Consider the following 25214-nt stretch of genomic DNA (forward strand, 5'->3'; position numbering starts at 1 on the left):
ACTTTTATCTTTCAGGGCTAATGTAAAACCCTAATACAAACCCCTTTTTTTGCCCCTACATTAACTGTAAGATGGCTATTCGTTTCAAGTTGTACCTAAAAAAGAATTTATTTAATTAGCATTTTTAGTCATGGAGACTTTATGAATATTCGTCATCACATTTTTGCTGTAGCTGCTGCAGCAATGTTAACAACTGGCGCTTACGCTGCCGATATCAAGCTTGGTGTTTCTGGTCCATTTACTGGCGGCTCTGCATCCATGGGTGTGAGTATGCGTGATGGTGTGCGCTTGGCTGCAAAAGAAATTAATGCCGCAGGCGGTATTAACGGAAACAAAATCGTTTTGGTTGAGCGCGATGACGAAGCAAAAAATGAGCGTGGCGTACAAATTGCTCAAGAGTTGATCAATAACGAAAAAGTAGTTGCTACTTTGGGTTACATCAACACTGGTGTGGCATTGGCCTCACAACGCTTCTACCAAGATGCCAAGATTCCAGTAATGAACAACGTTGCTACTGGCTCAATCTTGACTAAGCAATTCCCGAACGCACCAGAAAACTATGTTTTCCGTAATGCTGCTCCTGACAACATCCAAGCTCCATTGATTGCTAAAGAAGCGGTTGAGAAGCGTGGCTTGAAGCGTGTAGCAATCTTGGCTGACTCTACAAACTACGGTCAGTTGGGTCGTGAAGACTTAGAGAAGGCATTGAAGGGCTATGGCGTAACACCAGTAGCAGTTGAGAAATTCAACATTGGTGACGTAGATATGACTTCACAATTGCTCAAAGCAAAAAATGCTGGTGCTGATGTGATTTTGACTTACGCAATTGGACCTGAGTTGGCACAAATTGCTAACGGTATGGCGAAGTTGGGTTGGAAGAAGCCAATGATCGGTTCATGGACATTGTCTATGGCCAGCTTCATTGATACAGCTGGTAAGAATGGTAACGGCGCAACAATGCCACAAACCTACATTCAAACTCCATCTACAACTGCTAAGCGTAAAGCTTTCCAAGCAGCTTACTTGGCCGAGTTCAAGCCTAAGAACAACAACATTGCTTCTCCAGTTTCTGCAGCACAAGGATATGACTCTGTTTACCTCTTGGCAGCAGCGATCAAGCAAGCAAACAGCACAGAAGGACCAAAGATTGTTGCAGCATTGCAAGATCTGAAGACTCCAGTTGATGGCGTTGTTATTACTTACAACAAGCCATTCTCTGCAACTGATCACGATGCTATCAAGATGAAAGACGTAGTGATGGGTGTAGTTGAAAATGGTCGCGTTGAGTTCTTGAATGCTGAGGACGCAACTGCTAAGAAGAAGTAATTCACCTTATCAAGCGGGCAATCTGAATATTTATTTTGCACTGCAGCATTAGTAAACGCAAAGCGCCGCCCAAAAAGCGGCGTTTTGCTTACAATGTCGGATTCGTTAATAAAACAGTTTTAAGTATTTTCTTTTAGGCCAAAAAAATGGACATGCTTGCACAAATCCTCTCAAGCGGTATCGCTGTGGGGATGATCTATGCGGTAATCGCTTTCGGTTTCCAGCTAACTTTTGCCACATCAGGCACTTTGAACTTCGGTCAAGGTGAAGCGCTGATGTTAGGTGCTCTCGTAGGTTTAACCTGCGTTGACACATTTGGCATGAACTATTGGGTCATGATTCCCGTAGTTTGCTTATTTGGAATGTTGCAGGGTGGCTTTGTTGAGCTCATCGGTGTGCGTCCAGCTATCAAAATTAAATCTGAGTTTGGTTGGATTATGTCCACCATTGCGCTCGGTATTATTTTCAAGAACGTAGCTGAAAATATCTGGGGTCGTGATGCATTGCCATTCCCATCACCATTGCCAATGGAGCCAATGGAATTCCTCGGCGCAAACATTTTGCCAATGGAAATTTTGGTAGTGGTTGGCGCTCTAGTGATGATGATGTTGGTAGAGTTTTTTAACCGTAAAACAATTTACGGTAAAGCGGTAGTTGCCACTGCAAACGATCGTGATGCAGCTGGTTTGATGGGTATCAACACCAGCGTTGTGATCACCTTCTCTTATGCGCTTTCTTCCTTAACTGCAGCGTTTGCCGGCGTATTGATTGCACCGTTGACATTGACTGGCGCAAGTATGGGTGGCGCCTTGGGTTTAAAGGCTTTTGCGGTAGCGATTATTGGCGGCCTCTCAAGCGGTATGGGAATCATTGTGGGTGGTTTGATTCTGGGTATCGTTGAGACTGCAACCGGTTTCTATATTTCTACTGGCTATAAAGATGTGCCAGGTTTGATCTTGCTCTTGCTAGTGCTTGCATACAAACCATCTGGCCTCTTTGGTAAATCTGCAATTAAGAAAGTTTAATGATGAAGAAGTCCCTAATACCTCTATTAATTGCGATCGCGGCACTGTTTACCCTGCCGTTATTTATTCACAATCCTTATTACATTCACTTAGTTGAAACCATTCTGATCTACACCATTTTGTTATTTGGTTTGGATATCGTGGTGGGTTATGTTGGTCAGGTTTCCTTAGGTCATGCAGCACTGTTTGGTATCGGTTCATATACCGCTGGTGTGCTGTACTTCCACTTTGGTTGGACCATCTGGGGAACACTGCCTGCATCTATCGTGGTGACTTCAATATTCGGCGGCATCTTGGCGTTGCCTGCATTGAAGGTAATCGGACCTTATTTGGCGATGGTGACCTTGGCTTTCGGAACGATTGCGCAGATTCTCATTAACGAGATGACTTGGCTGACTGAAGGCCCATTGGGCATCAAGATCCCTAAGCCTGACTTAATGGGTGTGCCTATGACCAAGGCAGAGTACTTCTGGATGGTTGGCATTATCTTGATTATCTCCATGATCATCGTGGATCGTTTTGTTAAATCACAAATTGGTCGTGCGTTTGAGGCATTGCGTGATAGCCCAATTGCTTGTGACTGTATGGGTGTATCCGTATATCGCTTTAAAGTGATTGCGTTTGTGATCAGCGCAGGCTTTGCTGGTTTGGCTGGTTGCTTATATGCCTACTCAGAGCAATATATTTCACCAAACACTTACAACAACGAACTCGCTGTGTTGTTCTTGTTGGGCATCATCATGGGTGGACGTAAGTCACGCCTGGGTGCGGTCATTGGTGCGGCCATCATTGTGTTGTTGCCAAAACTCTTGGATGACATCTTCTTATTCCGTATCGTTGCTTCGTTCATCGCAGTCGTAGTGGTGATTGGTGCTGCAATGGCATTGTCGAAAAAAGTCACAACACTACGACGTGTGTCAGTGCCTATCGCCGGTGTAGTTGGCTTGGCAGCATTCTCATTCTGGCTCAATAGCATCTCCGATTGGCGCTTGAGTATTTTCGGCTTCATGATTTTGTTAGTGGTGTACTACCTCCAAAACGGTATTGTTGGTTTTGCGAAGAGCTTCTACCAATCTATTGCCGGTAAGGCCAAAACGACTCGTGGTGGTGATGCTGAGGTGGTGGATGATTCCATCAGCTTTATCAGTAAAGTCAGCGATCAAAATACCGGTGCTGAGCTCTTGAAGGTTGACTCAGTATTGATGCAGTTCGGCGGTTTAAAGGCGTTGAACAATGTTGATCTAAGCATTAAGCGCGGCACTATTCATGGTCTGATCGGTCCTAACGGTTCCGGTAAGAGCACGATGATGAACGTGTTGACTGGTATTTACATACCTACGGCAGGTAACGTTCTCTATGCTGGTGAGAGCGTTGTTGGTAAGACTTCATCTGACATCGCTTTATCAGGTATCGCGCGTACCTTCCAAAACGTTCAGCTCTTCGGTGAAATGACAGCAATCCAAAATATTTTGGTTGGCCTGCATCACACCTTCAAATCAAACATGGTGGAGATTGCCTTAAATCTGCCGCGTTACAAGAAAGAAGAAGCTGAAGCGCATGCTCGCGCAATGGCTCTCCTGAAGTTTGTTGGCTTGGATGATTTAGCAAATGAAGAAGCGCGTAACTTGCCATACGGTAAGCAACGTCTCTTGGAGATTGCTCGCGCCTTGGCTTTGGATCCAGAACTGCTCCTGTTGGATGAGCCAGCTGCTGGTTTGACAGCCCCTGACATTAAAGAACTCTTGCGCATTATTCGTAAGATCCGCGATAGCGGTATTACCTTCATCCTGATTGAGCATCACATGGATGTGGTGATGTCAGTCTGCGATACCGTTTCTGTATTGGACTTCGGTCAGAAGATTGCAGAAGGTAAACCAGCTGAAGTTCAGGCAGACGAGAAGGTGATTCATGCCTACTTGGGTACTTAATCACTAGAACCATATTGAATCGGTAAATACCATGTTATCTATTAAGAATCTTGAAGCAGGCTACGGCAAAGTAAAAGTTCTGCACGGCATCAATATTGATGTTCCTAAAGGACAAGTTATTACTTTGATCGGGTCAAACGGCGCCGGCAAAACAACGACCATGCGTGCTATCACCGGCATGATTAAGCCAACTGGTGGTGAAGTAACCTTGGGTGGCGAAAAAATTGATGGTTACGACTCTCATAAAATCGCTCGTCTAGGTTTGGCCCATAGCCCAGAAGGTCGTCGTGTATTTACGACGATGTCAGTGAATGACAACCTCTTGTTGGGCGCATTCCCGCGCTTTACAGGTAGTCGTCCAAAAGGCGATATCAAGAGCGATCTAGAGCGTGCTCTAGAAATGTTCCCGCGCCTAAAAGAGCGTCGCAACCAATTGGCTGGAACATTGTCAGGCGGTGAGCAACAGATGTTGGCGATGGCTCGTGCCGTGATGCTTAATCCAGAGATCATCCTCTTGGATGAGCCGTCAATGGGTCTGGCACCAATTTTGGTTGAGGAAGTATTTAAGATTATTTCTAATCTCAAATCTCAAGGTGTAACGATGTTATTGGTTGAGCAGTTTGCTGCTGCAGCCCTTAACGTTGCTGACTATGGTTATGTGCTCGAGAATGGCAAGATTGCTACTCATGGTCCAGCCGACAAGTTGATGCATGATCCAGCTGTGAAAGCAGCTTACTTGGGTGGTGCTGGCGGTCACTAAGATTTAGTAGTACCGTGTTTGTTAAAAGCCCTCGAAAGAGGGCTTTTTCTATTGAGGCGCAATGCAGTAGCTCGCTTAGTTAGTTTTGAAGCAGTGAGATTGCCTCTCGTATCAGTAGGGCGCGATAGCCCATATACATAGCGACACCTACAAAGCCCAGTAGAAATAGTTTAGGCACCAAAGCGCCCTCAGCCACCAATTCTGAATTGAGAAGACCTACTGCAATGGCTAAGAAGAATAGGGCGCCCAATCCCAGGACAATCCAGTTCTCATGCTGACTGACTTTCTGGGTCTGATTGGCGTAAGCAAGCACCTGAAAGCGATCGCCTTTTTGAAAGCCTGAGACTGTCATGGTATCGCCATCACTCACCGCCATAGGCGCTGAGAATTTAGCTTCTATACCGCGATCACCCAAATTAAATTTGGATACAAAGAAACGCTGGTAATACACCGAAGAATGATCATGAGTAGGCTTTTCAGGGTTTACATATTCCAGAAGCTCATTATTGAGATTGCTGACTGTTCCAGAAATGGTGCTCACAGAGCTAGTTAGAAAAGAGCTGGGTTTCAGAGTCATGAGTAGAGCCCCCATCAGTGCGAGAGAGGTCATAAGAAGAAAAGATAGAAGCGGTCGTTTCACGGATTCAAAGTTAGCACACCTTTAATGAACAGGCTAATTGCAATTGCTAAAGTGAAGAGCGAGAAAATGAGTTGAGTATGCGGACCACTTAACTTTTTACCCAGGAGGAGTCCAATCAACAGACCTCCTAAAGCTGCCAGCGAGAATGGTGCTGCTACCAATACATTGAGACTGCCAGAAGCTGCCGAGAAAATCGCACCTCCACCAGTGATGATTGCAAGAACACCGAGTGAGGTAGCAACAATCGATTTGATTGGTAAATCGGTGTAGCGTTTCAGTGCTGGGACGATGATGAAGCCGCCACCAACACCGAGTAATCCAGATAAGAAGCCTGCAATGCTGCCGGCGAACATCAGTGCACGTGCGCAGGGTAGGGTCCATTGGAGCTTTCCAACGGCAGGGTTCATTAGGCAGGGTGGTGGCTTTCTGCTTGCTTCGGGTACACCATTAATTTGATTGCGAGCTTGGCTTAATAAGCGGACAGCTACATACAAGAGAATCAAGCTAAACAGAATCTGTAGAGGTGCATTTGGGATCTGTGGAGCAAGCCAAAGACCTAGAGGTGATAGCGCCAAACCAAAGAGGGCCATGAAACCTGCTGCTTTGTAGCGCAAGATTTTATTTTTTAGCCCCAGAATGGCTCCAACACTAGATGCTAGGGCAACGGCACACAGCCCAATTGGAGCTGCCTCTGCAATAGGGAGCCCCAGAAAGAAGACTAGCAAAGGAACTGACAAAATGCCGCCCCCAGCGCCGGTGAGGCCCATAAGTACGCCTACTAGGATTCCTAGTGCTGGGCTGATGAGGGTTGAGTAGTCCATTGCAATTTATTTTAGGTTAATATAGTATATAAATATATATAATATTTGTTCAATCGAAAGAAAATTGTGAGCACACAGCAAACCCCGCTAATTAAGGACTTTTTTGATCCAGAAACTTGGACCTATACCTATGTGGTCTATGAAAGCGATGCTAGCCCATGCGTCATCATCGACTCTGTATTGAACTACGATCCTAAGTCAGGCAGAACCAGCACCAAATCAGCTGATGAGGTCATTGCTTTTGTTAAAGAGCATAAGCTTCAGGTAAGTTGGATTTTGGAGACCCATGCCCATGCAGACCATTTAACTGCTGCCCCTTACTTGCAAAGCCACTTGGGCGGTAAATTAGTGATTGGGGATCACATCACCAATGTCCAAACCGTGTTTAAAGGCGTCTTCAATCTGGATGATCGCTTTAAAGCTGATGGCGCCCAGTTTGACTACTTACTTAAAGAGGGTGAGTCACTCGCTTTTGGAAATCTTTCTTTGAAAGCACTTTTTGTACCGGGCCATACTCCTGCTTGCATGGCATATGAAATCGGTGACGCAATTTTTGTGGGCGATACCTTGTTTATGCCGGATGTCGGTACGGCTCGCTGTGACTTTCCTGGTGGCGATGCGAAGACACTCTATCGCTCGATTCAGAAGATCTTGTCTTACCCTGGCCAGACCAAGCTGTATATGTGCCATGACTACCCGCCAAATAATCGTCCAGCCATGGGTGTGACTACCGTTGCTGATGAGAAGGCAAATAATATTCATGTGCATGATGGTGTCACTGAGGATCAATTTGTACAGATGCGTACAGCGCGAGATAAAACCTTGGAAATGCCAACATTAATTTTGTCTTCTATTCAGGTGAATATTCGGGCTGGGCATTTTCCTGAGCCAGAAACCAATGGCATTGCGTACCTAAAAATTCCTTTAAACGCACTCTGATTGTGAGATGACAATGAATATGCCTATCTCAAAAGCAGAGTTAAAAAAGATGCAGTCATCAGCAGATGATGCTTGCAAGCTCATGAAGGTCTTGTCTAACCGTGATCGCATGATGCTCTTATGTGAAATTGGCCAAGCAGAAAAATGCGTTGGTGAGCTAGAAGCTGCATTAGATTTGCATCAGCCAACCCTTTCCCAGCAGCTAACCGTATTACGTAAGGAAAAGCTGGTTAAAACACGTAGAGAGGGTAAGCAAATTTACTACTCGCTATCAAGCCAGGTCGCCGTAGCAGTTATGAGCTTGCTATACAAGCACTACTGTAAGAAGTAATGGTAAAGAATTATTTAATCGTTTTTAAAGGGAGTTCAATATGAAATGTAACGTTGGTGGTATCGATCGTATCTTAAGAATCTCGGTAGGTATTGTGCTGGTAGTACTTGCAGCTAACGATATCGTAGGCTGGTGGGGCTGGCTTGGACTAATTCCATTAGCTACGGGTATTTTCCGTTTCTGCCCAGCTTATCCATTGTTGGGGATTAATTCTTGTGGAGCATCTTGCGATAAGGATTCTTGCTGTAAGTAAGTTTTCCAATGTTTGATTAAGGCGCATTGAGCAATAAAACTCAATGCGCCTTATTTCTATTTGAGGGGACTACTTTTTTGCATAAACACCATGTAATAAAAAGATAGCAAAGAATGCAAGGCCAATCACCCAGTGGGTTGTGATAACACCATCTCGAATTTCTTCGGGGCCGTAGTACAACAAGGCGCCTGATATCAATAAAGTAGCTAAAAAAGCCAATTGGCTTAATCCGCTCCACAACTTCCCCTTAGACTTTAGGCCCGCCTTGAGGTGAAAGGGCAAGACCGAACCCAAAGCCATCGTAGCCATCATTGCGGCAATGCCATGCCACATCAATACAGAGTGAGCGCCCAATGCAGCGCCTTGAATATGAAATTCGTGTCCGAGTAAATAGGCTGTACCGGTAAGTGAGCAGCTCAACATACCAATGAGTACGAAGCGTCTTTGCCATGCCGGCATCTTGCCAAGGCGACTGGTATTTTTCATAAGGTGGTGACGTGAGGAATTTTGATGGCTTGGGCAGAGAAATGGCTCAAGCAAGCATGTTGGGTGTTGCCAGAAATGCTGACTACCTTTGTTAAGGCATCGGCATAGACGCAATCATTAGCTATGACTGAGTAAGACTCCGAAAACTCAATATGCTCTTGATTGAGGGGGTTGACCATATAGCTTTTGGCATCCGCGTCGCGCTTTGAAAAGTAGAGGCTACTAGTCGCAATAGCACCTAACTTCATACTGCCAATCTGAATTAACTCCAGAGGCTTCCTCGGATTTCGGATTTGAATATCCTGAGTGCAATTTCCAAAGACGCGCATATCACCACCAGCATTGACCGAGCCAGATGGGATGTCGTTAGCAAGTAAAGCCTCTACCGCCTTATCAACTGCATACCCTTTGGCAATGCCACCAAGATCAAGGCAGAGTGGAAGCTTAGATTGAACCAAGTTTGACTCAATAAAGCGAAGATCTTCAATGCCTCCGAATGAGTGATCATCCAGTCTGACATGCCTTGGAAGCAGACCTGCCTCTACCAAGCGATGGCCAATTCCACAATTAAATATGCCTTTAGACTCAACATAAATCTCTTTGGCAATGGTTAGCACCTCAGCTGTCCAGGAGTGAATACGAATCGGCTCTAAATGGGATCTAGTATTAATTTGAGAAAGCTCGCTGTCAGGATCATGAAAGCCCATCAGGGTTTGAACTTGTTCAATGGCTACAAATGCCTTCTCTATTGCATGAAGTGAATGCTCTTCATCTTCAGTTGAAATTTCAACAAAGGTACCTAAGAGTGGTTTGCAGCGAATCATTTTGCTTTGGGTGCTTGGGATTGGTTTTTGAGTGCAATGTCATAAAGCACTGCAACACGTTTGACGCCATCAGTAAGATGTTTGCAGGAGAGGGTGGCGCCACCAATATTTTGAATGTCCTGATTAAGCTTAATGGGATCCACTGCCGTTTTGCCAACAAACTGCTTACGCCACTGGGCTTCCGCTACTTCGTAGCCATAGGATTCAACATATTCCAGGATCTCAATGCCGGTGACTGCCCCCGATGGACTTAGTGCTACGGCATAAGTAATCATTTCGTGTTTACCGACTACCTCATCTACGATGAACCAACTTCCATCCGCCGCCTTCCAGATGCGATCTCCTTGAAAGGGGTGGCGAACGCTTGAAGCCGAACGCATTTTGTCTTGAAGTTCATCTGTAATGATGATGGAATTTTTGACAAGCGGTTTATTGGGTACGAGTATCTTTTGCGCTTGCTCCACTGATACGTAAATCTTGGCTTGCGCTACGATCGGTGCTGTTGTTGCAGCAAGACCAACTATTAATAGAGGGTTAAGTTTCCAGTTCATCATCTTTTTCTTTAGTTGAGCGGAAATCCAACTTTGACAATGAATTCATTGACAGAGTGACTATCCCAAACTCGGGCATTGGAGCACTCGGCTTCACCGCCGCCCATGCAGCTGCCACCCTTCAGTTGATAACGCCAAGCACCAGTAAACCACCAGTCTTTTGCTGCGTAGTGCATGTTTGGCCCAACAAAGGTGGCGCGTTGTACTTGATTGCGTAAATTCAATTCTGAATAGTCGTTGTGGAAGCGAGCCTCAACACCAGCAGACCATTTGGGGGCGAATCGATAGCTAGCGCCAACCAGAAAGTCGAGCATCGATTCAGGTACATTGCCATTCTCAATAAACTTTAGGCGTTCATTTGCTACAACTACGTTACCTGCCAAAACCAATCGATCGTCAATGAAGTTAGATTGCAAGAGTAGGCGAGCTTCAATTTCATCTTTGTTTCTTCCCCAGGTGGGCTCTAAATACAAACCAACGCCAACAGGTGATGTCACTGGATTGGTCAGTCGATAAATGGCTTCCAAGGACCCACCCTCAATGCCGCTCTTTCTGTAAGGAGTTGAGGGGTCATGGCCTGATGGCACTCCGTAGCCACCAGTGCAACTTGGGCTATCACCACAAGCTTCTGGATTGGTGTAGTTCTGATTAGCGTTGGTGTAGTAGGAGTTGATGTAACCGGCAATTTGCAAATCATTGGTCAGGCCATATTCCAACTCGGTTCTCGCTGTCCATGCATCGTAGGTACCAGCAGCTTGCTGTTTATTGAGTTGCAAGCGCTGCTCAAGCTCGAGCTTTCCTTTTGGTTGTAGATCTAGGGTGTAAATCCATCCAAATGCACCTTCACCCGCATTGGCGAATGAGAAGTGCAAGGCAGTGGCTAATAGGATGCTAAAGGCAACAAGTCTTTTAATGGTCATTTTCATAGTGAGGTGGTTTGGTGAATAAAAGTAAATGAGAATGATTCGCAATATACAGTAAATGAGAATAATTCTCAATTGAGAAAATGACCCTATGTGCCTAGGTGTTGAGATTTGCCCGGGGTGAATGCCAAGCTTGTAAGATTCATGCCTATGGATTCAGAAGCCCTTGTGAAGCTAGTCACAATGAAGATGCCTTATGGCAAGCATGCTGGTCGCGCACTTGCGGACTTGCCTGGTAATTATTTGGCGTGGTTCGCTCGCGAAGGCTTTCCTAAGGGCGAGCTTGGCCAACTCCTGGAGCTAATGCATACCCTAGATCACAATGGATTACGAGGCTTGTTGGCGCCCATTCAGCGGGCCCATGGAATTGCTCCCCGCACGCAGGGGTAATAATTTATTTAGTGCGTACTATTGCGATGACGCGATTGCGTTCATAAGTCACATTAGGCGAATCCGGCGGACTGCTTTGCGAGAGTGTGACCACGATTGAGCTCTGCGCTTCAATCTCTTTCGCTAGACTTTGAGCCAAATTGAGGTTGCGATCATATTGAAGCTCTATGCTGGCAACCCTTCCTGACTTGATATTGGAGACGAGTGCCGCCACCTTCTCAGATGAGTATTGGTCAAAAAAGACCGTATACCAGCCGCCCACTACTTGCTTGGGTGCTGGTGCGCCCTTCGTAGCCGATTTGATTGACTTACTTTCGGCGCTCTCAACTGGTAAGTGAAAGTCGATCCCGGTTTTCTGAATCAGATCAGCATAGGAGATTGGTGCGCTCATTTGTGCATCGTCAGCATTCTCAACCCAATAAGCCCAAGCTAATTTTTTATTGGGGTCATAGACCAACTTATATAGATGGCTTGGAATAGTGACTCTGCTTTTGCCAATGCTGCCCGCATTACCAACCGATCCAGTAAACACATGCACATCGCCTTGCGCCCGCTTGATGTACATCCTCGTGGGCTCTTCAACCCGTTTTGCCCAGATACCCTGATTGTTTTGCCTAGCCTGCGGCATCATATTTGCCAATGAGAACGACTGCGCCATCCCCTTTTCGCTTGTCATATCGCCAGCTGGCACGTTGTGGCCACGGTCATATCCACTGCCGCGATAGTCTGCCAGTAGGGCGCGTTCATGAAAAGGTAGTCTGGCCTCTTCATAAAACTGATTGGTACGTCGGGGGTGAGGCGCTTGGAGCTGTTCACCATTGAGTTTCTCAATGGTGTAGATGGGTTTTTTATCTGAAGGTGAGTAGTAGATCGCAAAATCGTCGAAGCAAAGGTCTCGTCCTACCTGAGTCGTTGTCGGTATTTGCTGGGCCGGGAACAGATCTTTACATTGATCGAAGAGGGCGAACGCACTGAGCGGTAGCCAAAGTAGGCTAAGTAAGAGTGGTTTGACCAGGAATTTCATTGCATGTCAGTGTAATGAGTGGCGCTATCAAGAAGTAAAAGTTTTTCGTCTATCAGGCATTTAAGTTAGCTGTAGAGCTAGTGTGGATGAGGCTGTAGAGACGTTTTGCACCGCAGCTTTACATCCTCGTAAGGCGCAAAAATTGCAAGAGTCTCAACTGATAGGAAGGACTATCAGAACACTACTGGTAGAAAATCCTGCCCGGTGGAATACTAGATGTATGGGTTGGGCAGCTCTTTGGAAGTTGAAAAATAGTAAAAAAGTTGGATTTTGAGCACTTTTTTATTATATGAAATAAGTCCCCACTAACTTATTTAACTCATTGAATTTAAAGGATTAAATATGAAAATTAGGGACTTCGTTAGGGATCATCCTTATTTCGAGACCTAAAAGTTATGGAAATAGAGTCCTTTATTCTTGACTTGATATAAGAACCTTCTTAGGATGGCTCATGTTTTTTACTTATTGCATCGCAACATAAATTAGAAGTTTAATTTTCGGTGTGCTGCAAGACCATGAATGATTAAATGTTTTTCTACCAATTCGAGTGACTTACAACTAGCGCAACCAGCAACGGTTAACGCTAAAGAGTTGTTAGCTCATGCACTGTCACCTGTGTATCGGGTGATGAATGGTTTATTGATCGTGACTGTTTTCATGATCGTGGGACTCTGGCTCTCCGGCAATGGAACTCAAGCAGGCGCTTTTGATTTAGCTCGTATCCTGGTTCCCGATGAAGCGCGCCATATGGTGTGGCAAAACGGTTTTGGAATGCTCGATCAGTACCAAGAAGAAACCCCAAAGGCCATTGCAGATAAAGAAATCGCCAATGTGATCTACGGAAAGGCTTCGGTCAGCCCTAATAGCGGCCTCATGAGCGCCAAGCAGCAAACAGTTGCTCTCTTGATGCCTTCAGTGGCTCATGCCCAGGTAAAGCCGATTTCTCATTTATCAGATCGCATCCCGGCTTCGAAAATCGATCCGCAGGCGCTCGATTCAAAGTTGATGGTATCGATTCAGAATCAACGTGCAGTTGCTGACTTCTTTGAGAAGAAGTACAAGTTAGATCGTGCCAAGATTGAGGAATATGTTTCCAATACGGTATTGATTGCAAAAGAAGTCAACATTGATCCAGTTTTGTTGCTTGCCGTCATTTCTGTTGAGTCGAACTTTAATCCGCTGACTAAAAGTCAGGCTGGTGCCGAAGGTTTGATGCAGGTGATGACTACCATTCATAAAGATAAATATGCTTTGTATGGTGGCGCTACTGATGCTGTTAAGCCTGAGGTGAATATTCGCGTAGGTGCTTATATTTTGAAATATTTGATTGCCACTAGCGGCTCATTGCGCAATGGCTTGAAATATTACGTTGGTGCTGCAAATGCAGAGACTGATGGTGGCTATGCTGATAAGGTGATGGCCGAAAGAAATCGTTTGATTGGCTTGTGTCAGCCAGCAGTGCAAAATAAATTAACCTTGAACGGAAAAGACTTGCGTTCGTAAGGTCGGTAGTTTTTCCCCAGGTAAAAAATAAGGCCACTCATCGAGTGGCCTTATTACTTGCAGATGCCAGTGAGGAATTAATTTACTCCGTGTAGCTCTACGTCAAATACTAAGGTTGCATTTGGGGGAATAACGCCACCAGCGCCGCGTGCGCCATAGCCCATCTCAGAAGGAATAATGAGAGTGCGTTTACCGCCGATCTTCATGCCTTGTACGCCTTGATCCCAGCCCTTGATTACATGGCCAGCACCCAGAGGGAAGCTAAACAGTTGGCCGCGGTCCAGCGAGCTATCAAACTTCTGACCTTTGTGATCGGGGGCTTTGTCGTCAAACAACCATCCGGTGTAATGTACGTCTACATGATTGCCGGCTGTCGCTTCTTTGCCATCACCAACAACGGTATCTATTTTTTGGAGTTCGCTCACGTTTATCTTCCTCTTTGGCTGAAATTGAAGGGCTAGTATATTCTGAGCGTAATCTTTTTGTTCGAGCAAACTAACATGACAAACTTTTGGCCCCATTCTGCGTATAAAACCCTTGCGGTTGGCTCGGACAATCAGCTGCAGGTGACCGATGATTTTCTGCGCACCTACTTATTGCGCCCGGAGTTAAACCTCGTTCCTGAATCCTGCGATGCAGAGCGTGCCCTACATCAGCGTCTAAACGAGAACCCTCGAGCAGCTATTTCAGATCAAGAAATTACCGCCATGTCGGATCCGGATATTCAAGTGAACTATCAAGTTTGGTTGAGATATCGAGCTAAGCTATTGGCGGCTAGCTCTTTAGAAAACTTCTATATGAGTCTGTTCAAAGGTGATGGCGTAGATGTACCGCCGTTATTCATTTCTCAGCTGGCGCAAATATTTATTCGACATATCTTGGGTGAAGATTGCCATCCTTTAGATGCACGTATGGGTGAGATTTTCTTCCGGACTCAAAAGATTACCGTACTAGAAGACGGCGTTGTGATGGGCGCGGATGATGAGGTTGTAACTCGCAATGCGCAAGCCGGCGAGACTGGCAATATTCTCGATCTTCTGAAGAGTAAGTCCATGTCCATGCGCTCGATTGATTTGGATGTATTGCATGAAGAAAATGCTGATCTGTATTGGGAGAAGAATGAAGATCATGATTTTGCGGTTCAGCTCAATTTTGGTCAGCCACCCATCAATCATTTTTGCCGCGTTCTCGAAAAATGGGTGCAACACTTTTTAGGTGCCCAGGTACGCATCACTCCAATGCAGCAAATATCCGATCCTAAGTGGTCTTGGCATGTTGGCCTAGATGCTGCTGCAACCGATATCTTGAATAAGCTCTATAACAAAGAGCCAGTTGACTCTGATGAGCTTGAGAAGGTGATTTGTTTATTCCGTCTAGACTTTATTGATGAGGCTGCTGTTACCCAGTCTCAGGCTGGAAAGCCGGTCTACATGGGCATTGCCATGAACGATGAAAAGCAGCTCAAACTGAAGCCGCAAAACTTGCTCTTCAATTTACCCCTAGCTAAAGCTTCCTAAGTAGCAGAGGCTGCGCTAGTCTTCTTGCGATTAGCGCTAAGCCAAATTAATGCACCCGCTGTAACGGCTACGGGGAGTAGTGATCCGAAGTTCAGGATGTTCCAGCCCTGCGAAGTAATGAGCGCACCAGATCCAAATGAAGTGAAGGCCATAGTGCCAAACACAAAGAAGTTAATTGCTGCCTGAGCTTTGTCACGTTCTTCTGGGCGGTAAGCTGTCATCGCCAATGAGGTGGAGCCGGTAAATAAAAAGTTCCAACCAACACCCAATAAAAATAGTGCGATTAAGAATTGATGTAAATCGGTTCCGGAAAGTGCAATTGCAATACACAGGAGATTGAGGATCACTCCAACGCCCATGATCTTGAGTGTGCCAAAGCGCTGAATGAGTGAGCCAGTAAAAAATCCAGGAGCGAACATACCAATCACATGCCATTCCAATACCAGTGCCGTCTCAGAAAAGGGTAGCCCACAAATCTGCATGGCCAGTGGCGTAGCCGCCATCAGCAGGTTCATGACACCATAGCCCAGAGAGGCGCCAATCACGGCAACCATAAAGACGGGTTGGCGAAGAATGGTCTTTAGATCTCTGCCATCAGAAAGTGAGTGCTGGGTTTTGAATTCTTCTGGGAAATGGATGAACTGCATCACGATGATCCCGATGAAGCCCGCTATCGAGAGGGTGAGGTAAGCGCCCAGAAAGGCGGTATCAAAGAAGTCTTTCGTCCATGAGGCAAGGTTGGGTCCTATGACAGCGCCAAGGATTCCCCCAGCCAACACCCAGGAGACCGCCTTATCCCTCTGGCTGACAACGGTTAGCTCAGCAGCCGCAAATCGATAGAGCTGCCCATTGGCGCTGTAGTAGCCCGCAATAAAGGTGCCAAGCACGAGAAGCCAGAAGTTCTTAGTAATGGCGGCATAGGCGCAAAGGAGTGCTGAAAAGACGGCTACTAATAGACCTAGTTGAAAGGAAATCTTCCGGCCAAAGTAATTTTGGGTTTTGGCCACAATCGAGGTCGAGAATGCTCCGCCTACAACGTAACCCATCACCGGCAAGGTAGCCATCCAGGCAACTGGGCTTAGACTGAGCCCAACTAGGCCGTTAATGGCGATAAAGGTCACATTATTGGTTAAAAACAAGCCCTGGCAGAGAATCAACAGTACGAGGTTTTTGTTGAGTAGGGGGTGCTTGTTGCTCATGTATCGCAGTTTACGTTGTAAGTGGATAGGGGGTTGGCTTGGTGGATTCCCTTAAATTGGCCAACTTCAGCCAATTTGGTGCCTAAAAGCCCTCAAATTGCCGGGGTCGATGATTTAAAATAGATGTCTCGGTCCAGTGCGTGAAATTACACCCAAGACAGCCAAAAGCGCCTGAAGTGTTGCGTGCGGAATGCGAGAGTGGTTCGGTATAAGACCGGGCCCTAATATTTATCCATATCGAGGAAACATCAATGGCTTCAGAGAAATCAAAGATCATTTACACGCTGACAGACGAAGCGCCCTTATTGGCGACCTGTGCATTTTTACCAATCATTCGTACTTTTACAGCTCCAGCTGGAGTACAGGTTGTAGAGAGCGACATTTCTGTTGCGGCACGTATCTTGTCAGAGTTCTCTGATTGTTTAACTGCTGAGCAGAAGGTTCCTGATAATTTGGCTGAGCTTGGCCGCATGACTTTATTGCCTGATACCAACATCATTAAGTTGCCGAATATCAGCGCTTCAGTTCCACAGTTGCTCGCCGCCATTAAAGAATTGCAATCCAAGGGCTACAAGCTCCCTGATTTCCCAGAAGATCCTAAGGACGATGCTGAAAAATCAATCCGCACTCGTTACTCCAAGTGCTTGGGTAGTGCGGTAAACCCAGTATTGCGCGAAGGTAACTCAGATCGCCGTGCGCCTAATGCTGTTAAGCGTTATGCCCGCAAGAACCCACACTCGATGGGTGAGTGGAGTCAAGCCTCCCGTACACACGTATCCCACATGCATGGTGGCGACTTCTACGCAGGTGAGAAGTCAATGACTATGACTAAGGCATGCGATGTGAAGATGGATTTGGTAACAAAGAGTGGCAAGACAATTGTTCTTAAGCCAAAAGTCTCTTTGCTTGCTGGTGAAATTATTGACAGCATGTACATGAGCAAGAAAGCACTCTGCGAGTTCTACGAAAAAGAAATCGAAGATGCTTACAAGACTGGCATGATGTTGTCCTTGCACGTGAAGGCAACCATGATGAAGGTGTCGCACCCAATCGTGTTCGGTCACGCAGTCAAGATTTTCTATAAAGACGCATTTGAAAAGCATGCCAAGTTGTTTGAAGAGTTGGGTGTTAATCCAAACAACGGTATGAGCAGCTTGTACGACAAGATTAAAACTTTGCCAGAATCTAAGCGCGAAGAAATCATTCAAGATTTACACGCCTGTCATGAGCACCGCCCAGCATTGGCGATGGTGGATTCTGCTAAAGGTATTACCAACCTCCATTCACCAAGCGATGTGATTGTGGATGCGTCTATGCCAGCCATGATTCGTGTTGGCGGCAAGATGTGGGGTGCTGATGGCCGTTTGCATGACACCAAGGCAGTTATTCCAGAAAGTACCTTTGCCCGTATTTACCAAGAGATGATTAACTTCTGCAAGACTCATGGTAACTTCGACCCAACAACGATGGGTACAGTGCCAAACGTGGGTTTGATGGCTCAGCAGGCAGAAGAGTATGGCTCACATGACAAGACTTTTGAGATCCCTGAAGCTGGTGTAGCCCGCATTGTTGCGGATGACGGCACAGTATTGCTCGAGCAGAACGTTGAAGAGGGTGATATCTGGCGTATGTGCCAAGTTAAAGATGCACCGATTCGTGACTGGGTCAAGTTGGCAGTCAACCGCGCGCGTTTATCTGGCACCCCAGCAGTGTTCTGGTTGGATGAGTACCGTCCGCACGAAGCCGAATTGATCAAGAAGGTTCAAGCCTATTTGAAAGATCACGACTTAACTGGTGTAGATATTCAGATCATGTCTCAGACTCGTGCAATGCGCTTTACGTTAGAGCGCATCATCCGAGGTAAAGATACGATCTCTGTGACAGGTAATATTTTGCGTGACTACCTTACTGACTTGTTCCCAATTATGGAGCTTGGTACTAGCGCCAAGATGTTATCTATCGTGCCATTGATGGCTGGCGGCGGCCTCTTCGAAACTGGTGCGGGTGGCTCTGCTCCTAAGCACGTTCAACAGTTGGTTGAAGAAAACCATTTACGTTGGGATTCTTTAGGTGAGTTCTTGGCCTTGGCTGTTTCATTAGAAGATATCGGCGATAAAACCAATAATCCAAAAGTGAAAATCTTGGCTCGCACTCTAGACGAGGCAACCGGTACATTGTTAGACAACAATAAGTCACCATCACCACGCACTGGTGAGTTGGATAACCGTGGTAGCCAGTTCTACCTGGCAATGTACTGGGCTCAAGCCTTGGCTGCGCAAACCGAAGACAAAGAGCTACAAGCTCACTTTGCTCCGATTGCAAAAGCTTTGACCGAGAATGAGCAAAAGATTGTTGCTGAGTTCAAGGCAGTACAAGGCAAGCCAGCTGATATTGGTGGCTACTTTATGCCTGATCAAGCCAAGTTCAAAGCAGTGATGTGCCCAAGCACTACATTGAATGACATCTTGAAAAAAGCAGCAGCTTAAGCTGAGTTAGCTTCACAAAAAAGGCAAACCACACGGTTTGCCTTTTTTCTTGTGCGCAGCTGAAATACTTAGGCGTTCATATACCGTTCTTCTTGATAAGTACTGACCCACTGCGGTCTATATACAAGGAGGATAGCCAGTAGCATCCCAGATAGTGAGCCCTCCATAAAGGAGAGTACAAGCAAGCCTAAAAACCAGCCCAAAGGATCGCTGGTTCCAAATGAGGTTATTTGAAAATACTGCTGCAAGCCGTAAATCAGTAAACCGGTTGCAAAGGTGCTAATGAATGCAGCCAAATAACCATTGCCCAAGATGAGAATAAATAAATGCTTGGGTAGGAGTCGTTGAACTGCCTTCATAACACCGCAAGCAATGAGTGCCGGTATGACGCTGACTAATAGGTAGTGTCTTGAGGTTTCCACTAAATCTCCGCTAATGCCAAACACCCCAATTAAGGCGACGATGAACAGAAGGGTTATAGCGCTCCAGAAACCAAATAAGGCAACTAGGAGTGAGGCCCCAAAAAAGTGAAAAGAGAGATCGATCAAGTTATCGATATTGCTATTGGGGAGATGGGCGCGAATATTCCAGGCAAGCGCTAATAGCAGGATGCAGGAGATAAATATATTTCTTAGGCGCGGTTGCAGTAAGACGCCATGACGGCTTTTATAGATGCCCAATAAGAAAATGGAGGTTGCTGACAAAATCCAAGCCATAGCGGCCTCATAAAAGGGGTAAAAACCCGATTTAACTCGTTTCTCTTACTTGAGGGTATTGGATTTAACCCTATTCGCTAAACAGAGGTTCAGCAATAAATCCCTAGGCGTAGGAGAATGATCCATATTCATCATGAAGAGCGACATCCATCTTAAGAGATATTGATATGAACCTAAATGATCCAAAACTACTTTCTCAGGAAATTACCCCCAAGGCAGTTTTTGAGGGACGTCGTGACTTGATTAAAAGTGCTGCTGCTGGCGCTTTTGGGCTCGCACTTGCGCCCTGGTTTTCGCGCGAGGCTCTTGCTAGTAATCCACAGAAGCTACTCGCTACACCGAACCCAAACTTTATTCTGAAGGATGAGTCGACTAGTTATAAGTATGTGACTGGCTATAACAACTTCTATGAATTTGGAACAGACAAGTCAGATCCAGCTGCTTATGCTGAGAGCTTGCAAACGCGTCCATGGACAGTAACGATTGAAGGTTTAGTTAAAAAGCCAGTGACTTTGGATATTGATGCATTACTCAAGCTTGCCCCGATGGAGGAGCGCATCTATCGCATGCGCTGTGTTGAGGGTTGGTCGATGGTCATCCCATGGGATGGTTACTCTTTATCTAAGTTGCTGAATCAGGTTCAGCCTTTGGGTTCTGCCAAGTATGTCGAATTTATTTCCTTGGCGGATCGTAAGCAAATGCCAGGACTCAAGAGTCAGATTATTGAATGGCCTTATCGCGAAGGTCTGCGCTTGGATGAGGCAATGAATCCATTGACTTTATTGACCTTTGGTCTTTATGGCGAAACTCTGCCAAAGCAAAATGGTGCTCCAGTACGCATTGTGGTGCCCTGGAAGTATGGCTTCAAGAGCGCTAAGTCGATTGTGAAAATTCGTTTGACAGAAGAAATGCCCAAGACGAGCTGGAGTCAGTTCGACGCAAGGGAATACGGCTTCTATTCCAACGTCAATCCTTTGGTGGATCACCCGCGCTGGAGTCAGGCTACCGAGCGGCGTATTGGCGACCCTAAGGGTGTCTTTACTCCCAAAATTAAAACCCAAATGTTTAATGGATATGGTGATCAAGTGGCAAGCATGTATTCGGGGATGGACCTCAAGAAGTTTTATTAAGGCTACGTGATAAGTAAAGCTTGATGAAGTTACTGATTTTTCTATTGGCGCTACTACCTTTAGATCGTTTGATCTGGCTAGGCTTTACCGATAGCCTGGGCGCCAACCCCATAGAATTCATTACACGTTCAACCGGTACATGGGCGCTAGTGTTCCTATGTTTGACACTGGCGATGACGCCATTGCGTTTGCTCACAAATTCAGTAATGTGGATTCGGTATCGCAGAATGTTGGGCCTGTTCAGTTTTTTCTATGCCTGTCTGCATTTTGGTATTTGGCTGTGGTTGGATCAAGATTTCGATCTAGCGGGGATGCTGAAAGATGTCGTGAAGCGGCCATTTATCACTATGGGCTTTATTAGCTTTGTGTTGCTAATTCCACTAGCCTTAACTTCTACCCATTGGGCCCAAAGAAAGCTGGGCCGTCGTTGGGCGCAACTTCATCGACTGATCTATTTCATTGCTTGCACCGTGATCTTGCACTATTGGTGGCATAAGGCAGGTAAGAATGATCTTGATACTGTGACAATTTATGCAATCGTTTTGCTATTGCTGTTATGTTGTAGGATTCCTCATATCCGCAAGCTCTTGAGCAAGCAATTCATCACTTAACATCACCCCATCTATGACCCTGTTTTCACATTCTCGCGTTTCACTTATTTCGATATTGGGCGCGCTGCTGATTGGCCTAGGATCGTCGCAGGCCACAGCTCAGCAAGCCGACCAAGCAGTGAAGACTATAGCCTCTCTAGATGTCCCTCGATACTTAGGAACTTGGTATGAGATTGCCAAGTTTCCGAACTGGTTTCAGAAAAAATGCGTTTCGAATACCAAGGCTGTATATACCGCTAAACCAGATGGCAATCTTCGAGTGCTCAATAGCTGCAAAACTGCTGGCGGAGAGACTTCAGAGGCGGAGGGCTTGGCTCGTCAAATTGGCGCTAAGGATTCCCCAAAATTAGAAGTACGCTTTGCGCCAGAGTGGCTTTCATTTCTACCGATGGTATGGGGTGATTATTGGGTGATCGATATAGATCCGCAATATCAGGTGGCGGCTGTAAGTGATCCGAGAAGAGAGTATCTTTGGGTTTTATCAAGAACTCCTCAGCTTGATCCTAAAGTCTATGCGGAATTATTACAGCGCTTGAAGCAGCAGCAATTCGACATTCAAAAGCTTGAGCTCACTCCTCAGAAAAATTAACGTGCCTGAAAAGCGAATCGGCAATTACTTGCTGCCTCCCGGAATCGATATCTTCGAACGCGGGTGGTTATCAGCAAACAATATTTTTCTTTTTGGTAATGATGATGTTTCCTTGGTTGATACGGGCTACTGTGCCCATCAACAGATGACGGTTGATTTAGTCATCAGCGCCCTTAAGCAGCATGGCTTGAAAGCGCTTAATAAAGTAGTTAACACCCATTTGCACTCAGATCATTGTGGTGGCAATGCGGCTCTATCAGAGCGATTTGATTGTGAGATCTGGATACCAGAAGCCGAGGCAATTGCTGTGCAAAACTGGGATGAGAGCCTACTTAGTTTTCAACAATTAGGGCAGGAGTGCCCACGCTTTGATCATCATGCCCTCTTGCTGCCTGGCGAAGAAATTATCCTAGGCCCGTATCGCTGGCAAATTCTTGCGGCTCCTGGTCACGACAACCATTCAGTCATGCTGTACCAAGAGCAACATCAAATCTTGATCTCTGCGGATGCGCTGTGGGAGGAGGGCTTTGGAGTCATCTTTCCTGAGCTCTGGGGCGAGGGTGGCTTTGAAGAGGTGGCGCAGACGCTAGAACTGATTGAAGGGCTTCAGGTTGCCTTGGTTATTCCAGGGCATGGTAAACCTTTTACTGATGTAAGGAAGTCTATTGAGACAGCTAAATCCCGCCTGGATTACCTCTCAAGTGATGCCGATCGCAATGCCCGTCATGGGGCTAAGGTGCTCCTAAAATACAAATTATTGGAATGGCGCAATCAGGATTTGGCAAAGGTTCACCAGTGGATTTCGGCTACGCCGGCAATGGAAGGTATTCGACAGCAAATGAATCTCGATATAGAGGGATTTCAAGATTGGTTAGTGCAGGCTTTAGTGAAATCTAAAGCTGCAACTATCGAGAAGGATCATCTCATCAATCTTGATTAACTTCTTTTAATCAGAAATTAAACGATAGCTTTCCATAAAAAGACCAGTCATAAACAGGATAGCTCTGCACTATCTGTTTACTAGCGCCCACCGCAAATAAGAAGTGTTTATTGAGTCGATGAGTCACCATGGCATCAATTGGCACAAACCAGCCGCCGCCTCCACCGGTATTCCACGCAATCCCGTTTTCATCCCAAAAACGAATTTGAGTATCGGTAAAGATGTTAAATCCTAGCGTTGGAAAAATATTCAGATTGCGAACTAAAGGTGGCTGGTTGGAATTATTGGCAAATGAATTGCCTTTGGTGTTAAACCCGTACATATATCGCAAGAGTGGTGAAAAATCTGAGAGCCGCGAGCCAGATCCTTCTTTGGGAACATATACGGTCCCTATCTGAGGTCCAGCTGCCCACTGCCCATAATTACCAAATGGAAAGATGATTCGACCGCCCAAAGTGCCTTCCCAATTTTTTAGAATGCTAGGATGGTTTCCCCAGACGGTAAGCATGGTGTTACCCGCGCTATAGGTTCCAGATGATTGCTCTGGAAGTTGTGGCCCATAAGCAGATACATAGGAGGTATCTAAGCGCAATGTGCCCCGCCATTGATCAAGCTGTAGAGGTTGGTAGTAGCGCAGTTTCAGGGTGTCGCTTTGAGTTTGCTCTCCGAAGGTATTGTGGTATCCCCAAAATTCGAGAACTCGTTGACTAGAGTACTGATCAGAAGCTTTCTCAAGGTCTAAAAATCCGCCTGAGAATTTGCTTTCATCGGCCAAAGCTGACCCCATTAATCCCAGAAGAGCTAGGGAAATTAGGTGGTGAGTAAAAATCCGCAGCAATGTCATATAGGCATTAATATAAATGACTCGGTCAATTAAAAAAGATAAGCAGAAAGAATATGGAACATACAGTTTTAGTAACCGGCGCTACCGCTGGCTTTGGAGAGGCAACCGCTAAACGATTTTTAGCGAATGGCCATAAAGTGATTGCTGTAGGCAGAAGGGTGGAGCGCTTAGAGGCTTTAAAAGCATCTCTTCCGGCAGAGCAGCAGAAGAAATTACTTACCTTGGCTGTAGATGTATGTGACAGCGCAAAGGTTGATGTTCTTGCGGCAATATTGCCGGCAGACTTTGCCAAGGTGACGGTGCTGGTCAATAACGCTGGGTTGGCTTTAGGTTTAGAGCCAGCGCATCAAGCGTTCCTCTCAGATTGGGATCAAATGATTGATACCAACATCAAGGGTCTAGTGCATATGACGCGCGCTTTCTTGCCTGGAATGGTGGAACGCAAATGTGGTCATGTCATCAACTTAGGCTCTGTAGCGGCGAACTATCCCTACCCAGGTGGCAATGTTTACGGTGGCACTAAAGCCTTTGTGCAGCAATTTAGTTTGAACCTTAGGGCGGATTTAATTGGTACACCATTGCGCGTTACTTGCGTTGAGCCTGGCATGTGTTCTGGAACAGAGTTTTCCAATGTGCGCTTTAAGGGTGATGACGATAAAGCAGGCAAGGTCTATACCGGCGTTAAGGCATTAAGCGCAGATGATGTTGCTGAGGCTATTTACTGGTCTGCCAACCTGCCAAGCCATATGAACATTAATTTAGTTGAGCTGATGCCAGTGCAGCAAGCCTTCAACGGATTTAATGTTCACCGTGGCGAGTTTTAAAGAAATCTAGACTGTAGGTTTCCACTTGTAAAACTTGGGATAGACGCGCATCACTACTGGTCCATCAAAGTCCCAAGATTTACAGGTTCCCAAATAGAGGGGTGGCTTGTTGTCATCCGGATCAAATAAGGCTCCAGGAATCGATTGGAAAGCCGCTGTTGCAATATTGCTCAGCAGCTCTCGCAGGTGCGTGCACCCTTTAATTCCGCCAAGATGTTCATTGATAGTTTTGCGCCAACCTTTGCCAAGGCGTGTACCAATTAGCGCATCCATTGGAGGGATGACTTGGGGGCATTCTGGGTGAGGATGGCTATCCATTGCCACCTCAATTGCTTGAATAACTAATTCTGTATTGAGGGTAATGCGAACCCACATGTCGTGAAAAGCTTGGCCAGGCTCCCAGGTTTTCCCACCAGTGGTGAAGGGCTGAAATTTGAAATCCCGTAAATGGGCTTCAATATCCCAAAGGCCATCCTCTCGGGCATAACCCTGAAAGGTAATTTCACGGGTGTGCAAGGGATTTCTAGGGGCTGGGGTTGAGAGCATGGCGGCAGTAAGCAAGAAGCTAAGAGAGGGTATATATCAATCATAACGGCTTCATTTCGTGGTCGCGTAGTCAGTCTGCTTTGTAGTA

Annotated in this window: 28 protein-coding genes; 16 read left to right on the plus strand and 12 right to left on the minus strand. The window is 46.0% G+C overall.

Features of this window, described 5'->3' with window-relative positions; genetic code table 11:
• The first annotated feature begins 141 nt into the window (after window positions 1-141).
• The 4 genes from ICN25_RS03265 to ICN25_RS03280 all read left to right on the plus strand — a co-directional run bounded on the left by ICN25_RS03265 (window position 142) and on the right by ICN25_RS03280 (window position 5039).
• Window positions 142-1326, plus strand: a complete 1185-nt coding sequence (locus ICN25_RS03265) for an ABC transporter substrate-binding protein (protein ID WP_216178981.1) — start codon at window positions 142-144, stop codon at window positions 1324-1326.
• A gap of 146 nt (window positions 1327-1472) precedes the next feature.
• The gene (locus ICN25_RS03270; protein ID WP_216136276.1) at window positions 1473-2351 is read left to right on the plus strand and encodes a branched-chain amino acid ABC transporter permease; all 879 of its coding nucleotides are present in this window, start codon (window positions 1473-1475) and stop codon (window positions 2349-2351) included.
• The gene (locus tag ICN25_RS03275) at window positions 2351-4279 is read left to right on the plus strand and encodes an ATP-binding cassette domain-containing protein (protein ID WP_216178983.1); all 1929 of its coding nucleotides are present in this window, start codon (window positions 2351-2353) and stop codon (window positions 4277-4279) included. The genes ICN25_RS03270 and ICN25_RS03275 overlap by 1 nt, the downstream gene beginning before the upstream one ends.
• Before the next feature lie 31 nt (window positions 4280-4310).
• Window positions 4311-5039, plus strand: a complete 729-nt coding sequence (locus ICN25_RS03280) for an ABC transporter ATP-binding protein (RefSeq protein ID WP_216178985.1) — start codon at window positions 4311-4313, stop codon at window positions 5037-5039.
• A gap of 79 nt (window positions 5040-5118) precedes the next feature.
• Here the strand turns inward: ICN25_RS03280 and ICN25_RS03285 are convergent, their stop codons facing one another.
• Both ICN25_RS03285 and ICN25_RS03290 read right to left on the minus strand, forming a co-directional pair.
• On the minus strand, window positions 5119-5616 hold the full coding sequence (locus ICN25_RS03285; protein WP_255536657.1) for a hypothetical protein: 498 nt from the start codon (window positions 5614-5616) through the stop codon (window positions 5119-5121).
• Between the two features lie 59 nt (window positions 5617-5675).
• Window positions 5676-6500, minus strand: coding sequence for a sulfite exporter TauE/SafE family protein (locus tag ICN25_RS03290; protein WP_216178987.1), 825 nt, complete (start codon window positions 6498-6500; stop codon window positions 5676-5678).
• A gap of 66 nt (window positions 6501-6566) precedes the next feature.
• Between ICN25_RS03290 and ICN25_RS03295 the strand changes: the two genes are divergently transcribed.
• The 3 genes from ICN25_RS03295 to ICN25_RS03305 are packed head-to-tail and all read left to right on the plus strand — an operon-like array spanning window position 6567 to window position 8023.
• Window positions 6567-7439, plus strand: coding sequence for an MBL fold metallo-hydrolase (locus ICN25_RS03295; RefSeq protein ID WP_216178990.1), 873 nt, complete (start codon window positions 6567-6569; stop codon window positions 7437-7439).
• A 13-nt stretch (window positions 7440-7452) separates the two neighbouring features.
• Window positions 7453-7770: a metalloregulator ArsR/SmtB family transcription factor gene (locus tag ICN25_RS03300; protein ID WP_251368695.1), complete on the plus strand. Its 318-nt coding sequence runs from the start codon at window positions 7453-7455 to the stop codon at window positions 7768-7770.
• A 40-nt stretch (window positions 7771-7810) separates the two neighbouring features.
• Window positions 7811-8023 carry a DUF2892 domain-containing protein gene (locus ICN25_RS03305; RefSeq protein ID WP_216178992.1) on the plus strand — a complete coding sequence of 71 codons (213 nt, stop codon included), beginning with the start codon at window positions 7811-7813 and terminating at the stop codon, window positions 8021-8023.
• A 69-nt stretch (window positions 8024-8092) separates the two neighbouring features.
• On the opposite strand, the gene ICN25_RS03310 is transcribed toward ICN25_RS03305, so the two are convergent.
• The 4 genes from ICN25_RS03310 to ICN25_RS03325 are packed head-to-tail and all read right to left on the minus strand — an operon-like array spanning window position 8093 to window position 10810.
• Complete coding sequence (locus tag ICN25_RS03310; protein WP_216178994.1) at window positions 8093-8509, minus strand: hypothetical protein; 417 nt, start codon at window positions 8507-8509, stop codon at window positions 8093-8095.
• Window positions 8506-9333 (minus strand): FAD:protein FMN transferase, encoded by an 828-nt coding sequence (locus ICN25_RS03315; protein WP_216178996.1) that lies wholly within the window; start codon window positions 9331-9333, stop codon window positions 8506-8508. Before ICN25_RS03315 ends, ICN25_RS03310 begins: the two co-directional genes overlap by 4 nt.
• Entirely contained in the window at window positions 9330-9884 is a 555-nt protein-coding gene (locus ICN25_RS03320) for an FMN-binding protein (protein ID WP_216178998.1), read from the minus strand. Before ICN25_RS03320 ends, ICN25_RS03315 begins: the two co-directional genes overlap by 4 nt.
• 11 nt (window positions 9885-9895) lie before the next feature.
• A complete protein-coding gene (locus tag ICN25_RS03325; RefSeq protein ID WP_216179000.1) occupies window positions 9896-10810 on the minus strand; it encodes a DUF6662 family protein in 915 nt (304 codons plus the stop codon).
• Between the two features lie 147 nt (window positions 10811-10957).
• Between ICN25_RS03325 and ICN25_RS03330 the strand changes: the two genes are divergently transcribed.
• Window positions 10958-11197 (plus strand): DUF3820 family protein, encoded by a 240-nt coding sequence (locus ICN25_RS03330; protein WP_215334436.1) that lies wholly within the window; start codon window positions 10958-10960, stop codon window positions 11195-11197.
• Window positions 11198-11201: 4 nt separating this feature from the next.
• Here ICN25_RS03330 and ICN25_RS03335 read toward each other — a convergent pair whose 3' ends face one another.
• Entirely contained in the window at window positions 11202-12221 is a 1020-nt protein-coding gene (locus ICN25_RS03335; RefSeq protein ID WP_216179002.1) for a DNA/RNA non-specific endonuclease, read from the minus strand.
• Between the two features lie 519 nt (window positions 12222-12740).
• On the opposite strand from ICN25_RS03335, the gene ICN25_RS03340 reads away from it, so the two are divergent.
• Window positions 12741-13724 carry a transglycosylase SLT domain-containing protein gene (locus ICN25_RS03340; RefSeq protein WP_216179004.1) on the plus strand — a complete coding sequence of 328 codons (984 nt, stop codon included), beginning with the start codon at window positions 12741-12743 and terminating at the stop codon, window positions 13722-13724.
• Window positions 13725-13801: 77 nt separating this feature from the next.
• On the opposite strand, the gene ICN25_RS03345 is transcribed toward ICN25_RS03340, so the two are convergent.
• Window positions 13802-14149, minus strand: coding sequence for an FKBP-type peptidyl-prolyl cis-trans isomerase (locus tag ICN25_RS03345; RefSeq protein ID WP_216179006.1), 348 nt, complete (start codon window positions 14147-14149; stop codon window positions 13802-13804).
• Window positions 14150-14224: 75 nt separating this feature from the next.
• On the opposite strand from ICN25_RS03345, the gene ICN25_RS03350 reads away from it, so the two are divergent.
• Window positions 14225-15241: a DUF6352 family protein gene (locus ICN25_RS03350; RefSeq protein WP_216179008.1), complete on the plus strand. Its 1017-nt coding sequence runs from the start codon at window positions 14225-14227 to the stop codon at window positions 15239-15241.
• On the opposite strand, the gene ICN25_RS03355 is transcribed toward ICN25_RS03350, so the two are convergent.
• Entirely contained in the window at window positions 15238-16440 is a 1203-nt protein-coding gene (locus ICN25_RS03355; RefSeq protein WP_216179010.1) for an MFS transporter, read from the minus strand. The two genes, ICN25_RS03350 and ICN25_RS03355, sit on opposite strands and share 4 nt — an antisense overlap.
• 251 nt (window positions 16441-16691) lie before the next feature.
• Between ICN25_RS03355 and ICN25_RS03360 the strand changes: the two genes are divergently transcribed.
• Window positions 16692-18926 carry an NADP-dependent isocitrate dehydrogenase gene (locus ICN25_RS03360; protein WP_216179012.1) on the plus strand — a complete coding sequence of 745 codons (2235 nt, stop codon included), beginning with the start codon at window positions 16692-16694 and terminating at the stop codon, window positions 18924-18926.
• A 68-nt stretch (window positions 18927-18994) separates the two neighbouring features.
• On the opposite strand, the gene ICN25_RS03365 is transcribed toward ICN25_RS03360, so the two are convergent.
• Entirely contained in the window at window positions 18995-19642 is a 648-nt protein-coding gene (locus ICN25_RS03365; RefSeq protein ID WP_216179014.1) for an energy-coupling factor ABC transporter permease, read from the minus strand.
• Window positions 19643-19809: 167 nt separating this feature from the next.
• Between ICN25_RS03365 and msrP the strand changes: the two genes are divergently transcribed.
• The 4 genes from msrP to ICN25_RS03385 are packed head-to-tail and all read left to right on the plus strand — an operon-like array spanning window position 19810 to window position 22912.
• Window positions 19810-20772, plus strand: a complete 963-nt coding sequence (msrP, locus tag ICN25_RS03370) for a protein-methionine-sulfoxide reductase catalytic subunit MsrP (protein ID WP_216179016.1) — start codon at window positions 19810-19812, stop codon at window positions 20770-20772.
• 23 nt (window positions 20773-20795) lie between these two features.
• Window positions 20796-21383, plus strand: a complete 588-nt coding sequence (locus tag ICN25_RS03375) for a sulfite oxidase heme-binding subunit YedZ (protein WP_216179018.1) — start codon at window positions 20796-20798, stop codon at window positions 21381-21383.
• A 13-nt stretch (window positions 21384-21396) separates the two neighbouring features.
• Window positions 21397-21972, plus strand: a complete 576-nt coding sequence (locus tag ICN25_RS03380) for a lipocalin family protein (RefSeq protein WP_216179020.1) — start codon at window positions 21397-21399, stop codon at window positions 21970-21972.
• Entirely contained in the window at window positions 21947-22912 is a 966-nt protein-coding gene (locus ICN25_RS03385; protein WP_255536658.1) for an MBL fold metallo-hydrolase, read from the plus strand. The genes ICN25_RS03380 and ICN25_RS03385 overlap by 26 nt, the downstream gene beginning before the upstream one ends.
• A gap of 10 nt (window positions 22913-22922) precedes the next feature.
• Here the strand turns inward: ICN25_RS03385 and ICN25_RS03390 are convergent, their stop codons facing one another.
• Window positions 22923-23699, minus strand: a complete 777-nt coding sequence (locus ICN25_RS03390) for a hypothetical protein (protein ID WP_255536659.1) — start codon at window positions 23697-23699, stop codon at window positions 22923-22925.
• A gap of 110 nt (window positions 23700-23809) precedes the next feature.
• Between ICN25_RS03390 and ICN25_RS03395 the strand changes: the two genes are divergently transcribed.
• The gene (locus tag ICN25_RS03395) at window positions 23810-24580 is read left to right on the plus strand and encodes an SDR family oxidoreductase (RefSeq protein ID WP_216179022.1); all 771 of its coding nucleotides are present in this window, start codon (window positions 23810-23812) and stop codon (window positions 24578-24580) included.
• A gap of 6 nt (window positions 24581-24586) precedes the next feature.
• Here ICN25_RS03395 and ICN25_RS03400 read toward each other — a convergent pair whose 3' ends face one another.
• Entirely contained in the window at window positions 24587-25096 is a 510-nt protein-coding gene (locus tag ICN25_RS03400; protein ID WP_255536660.1) for a DUF2889 domain-containing protein, read from the minus strand.
• Window positions 25097-25214: the final 118 nt, after the last annotated feature.

This window comes from Polynucleobacter sp. 80A-SIGWE (genome assembly GCF_018882295.1).
Classification (GTDB): domain Bacteria; phylum Pseudomonadota; class Gammaproteobacteria; order Burkholderiales; family Burkholderiaceae; genus Polynucleobacter.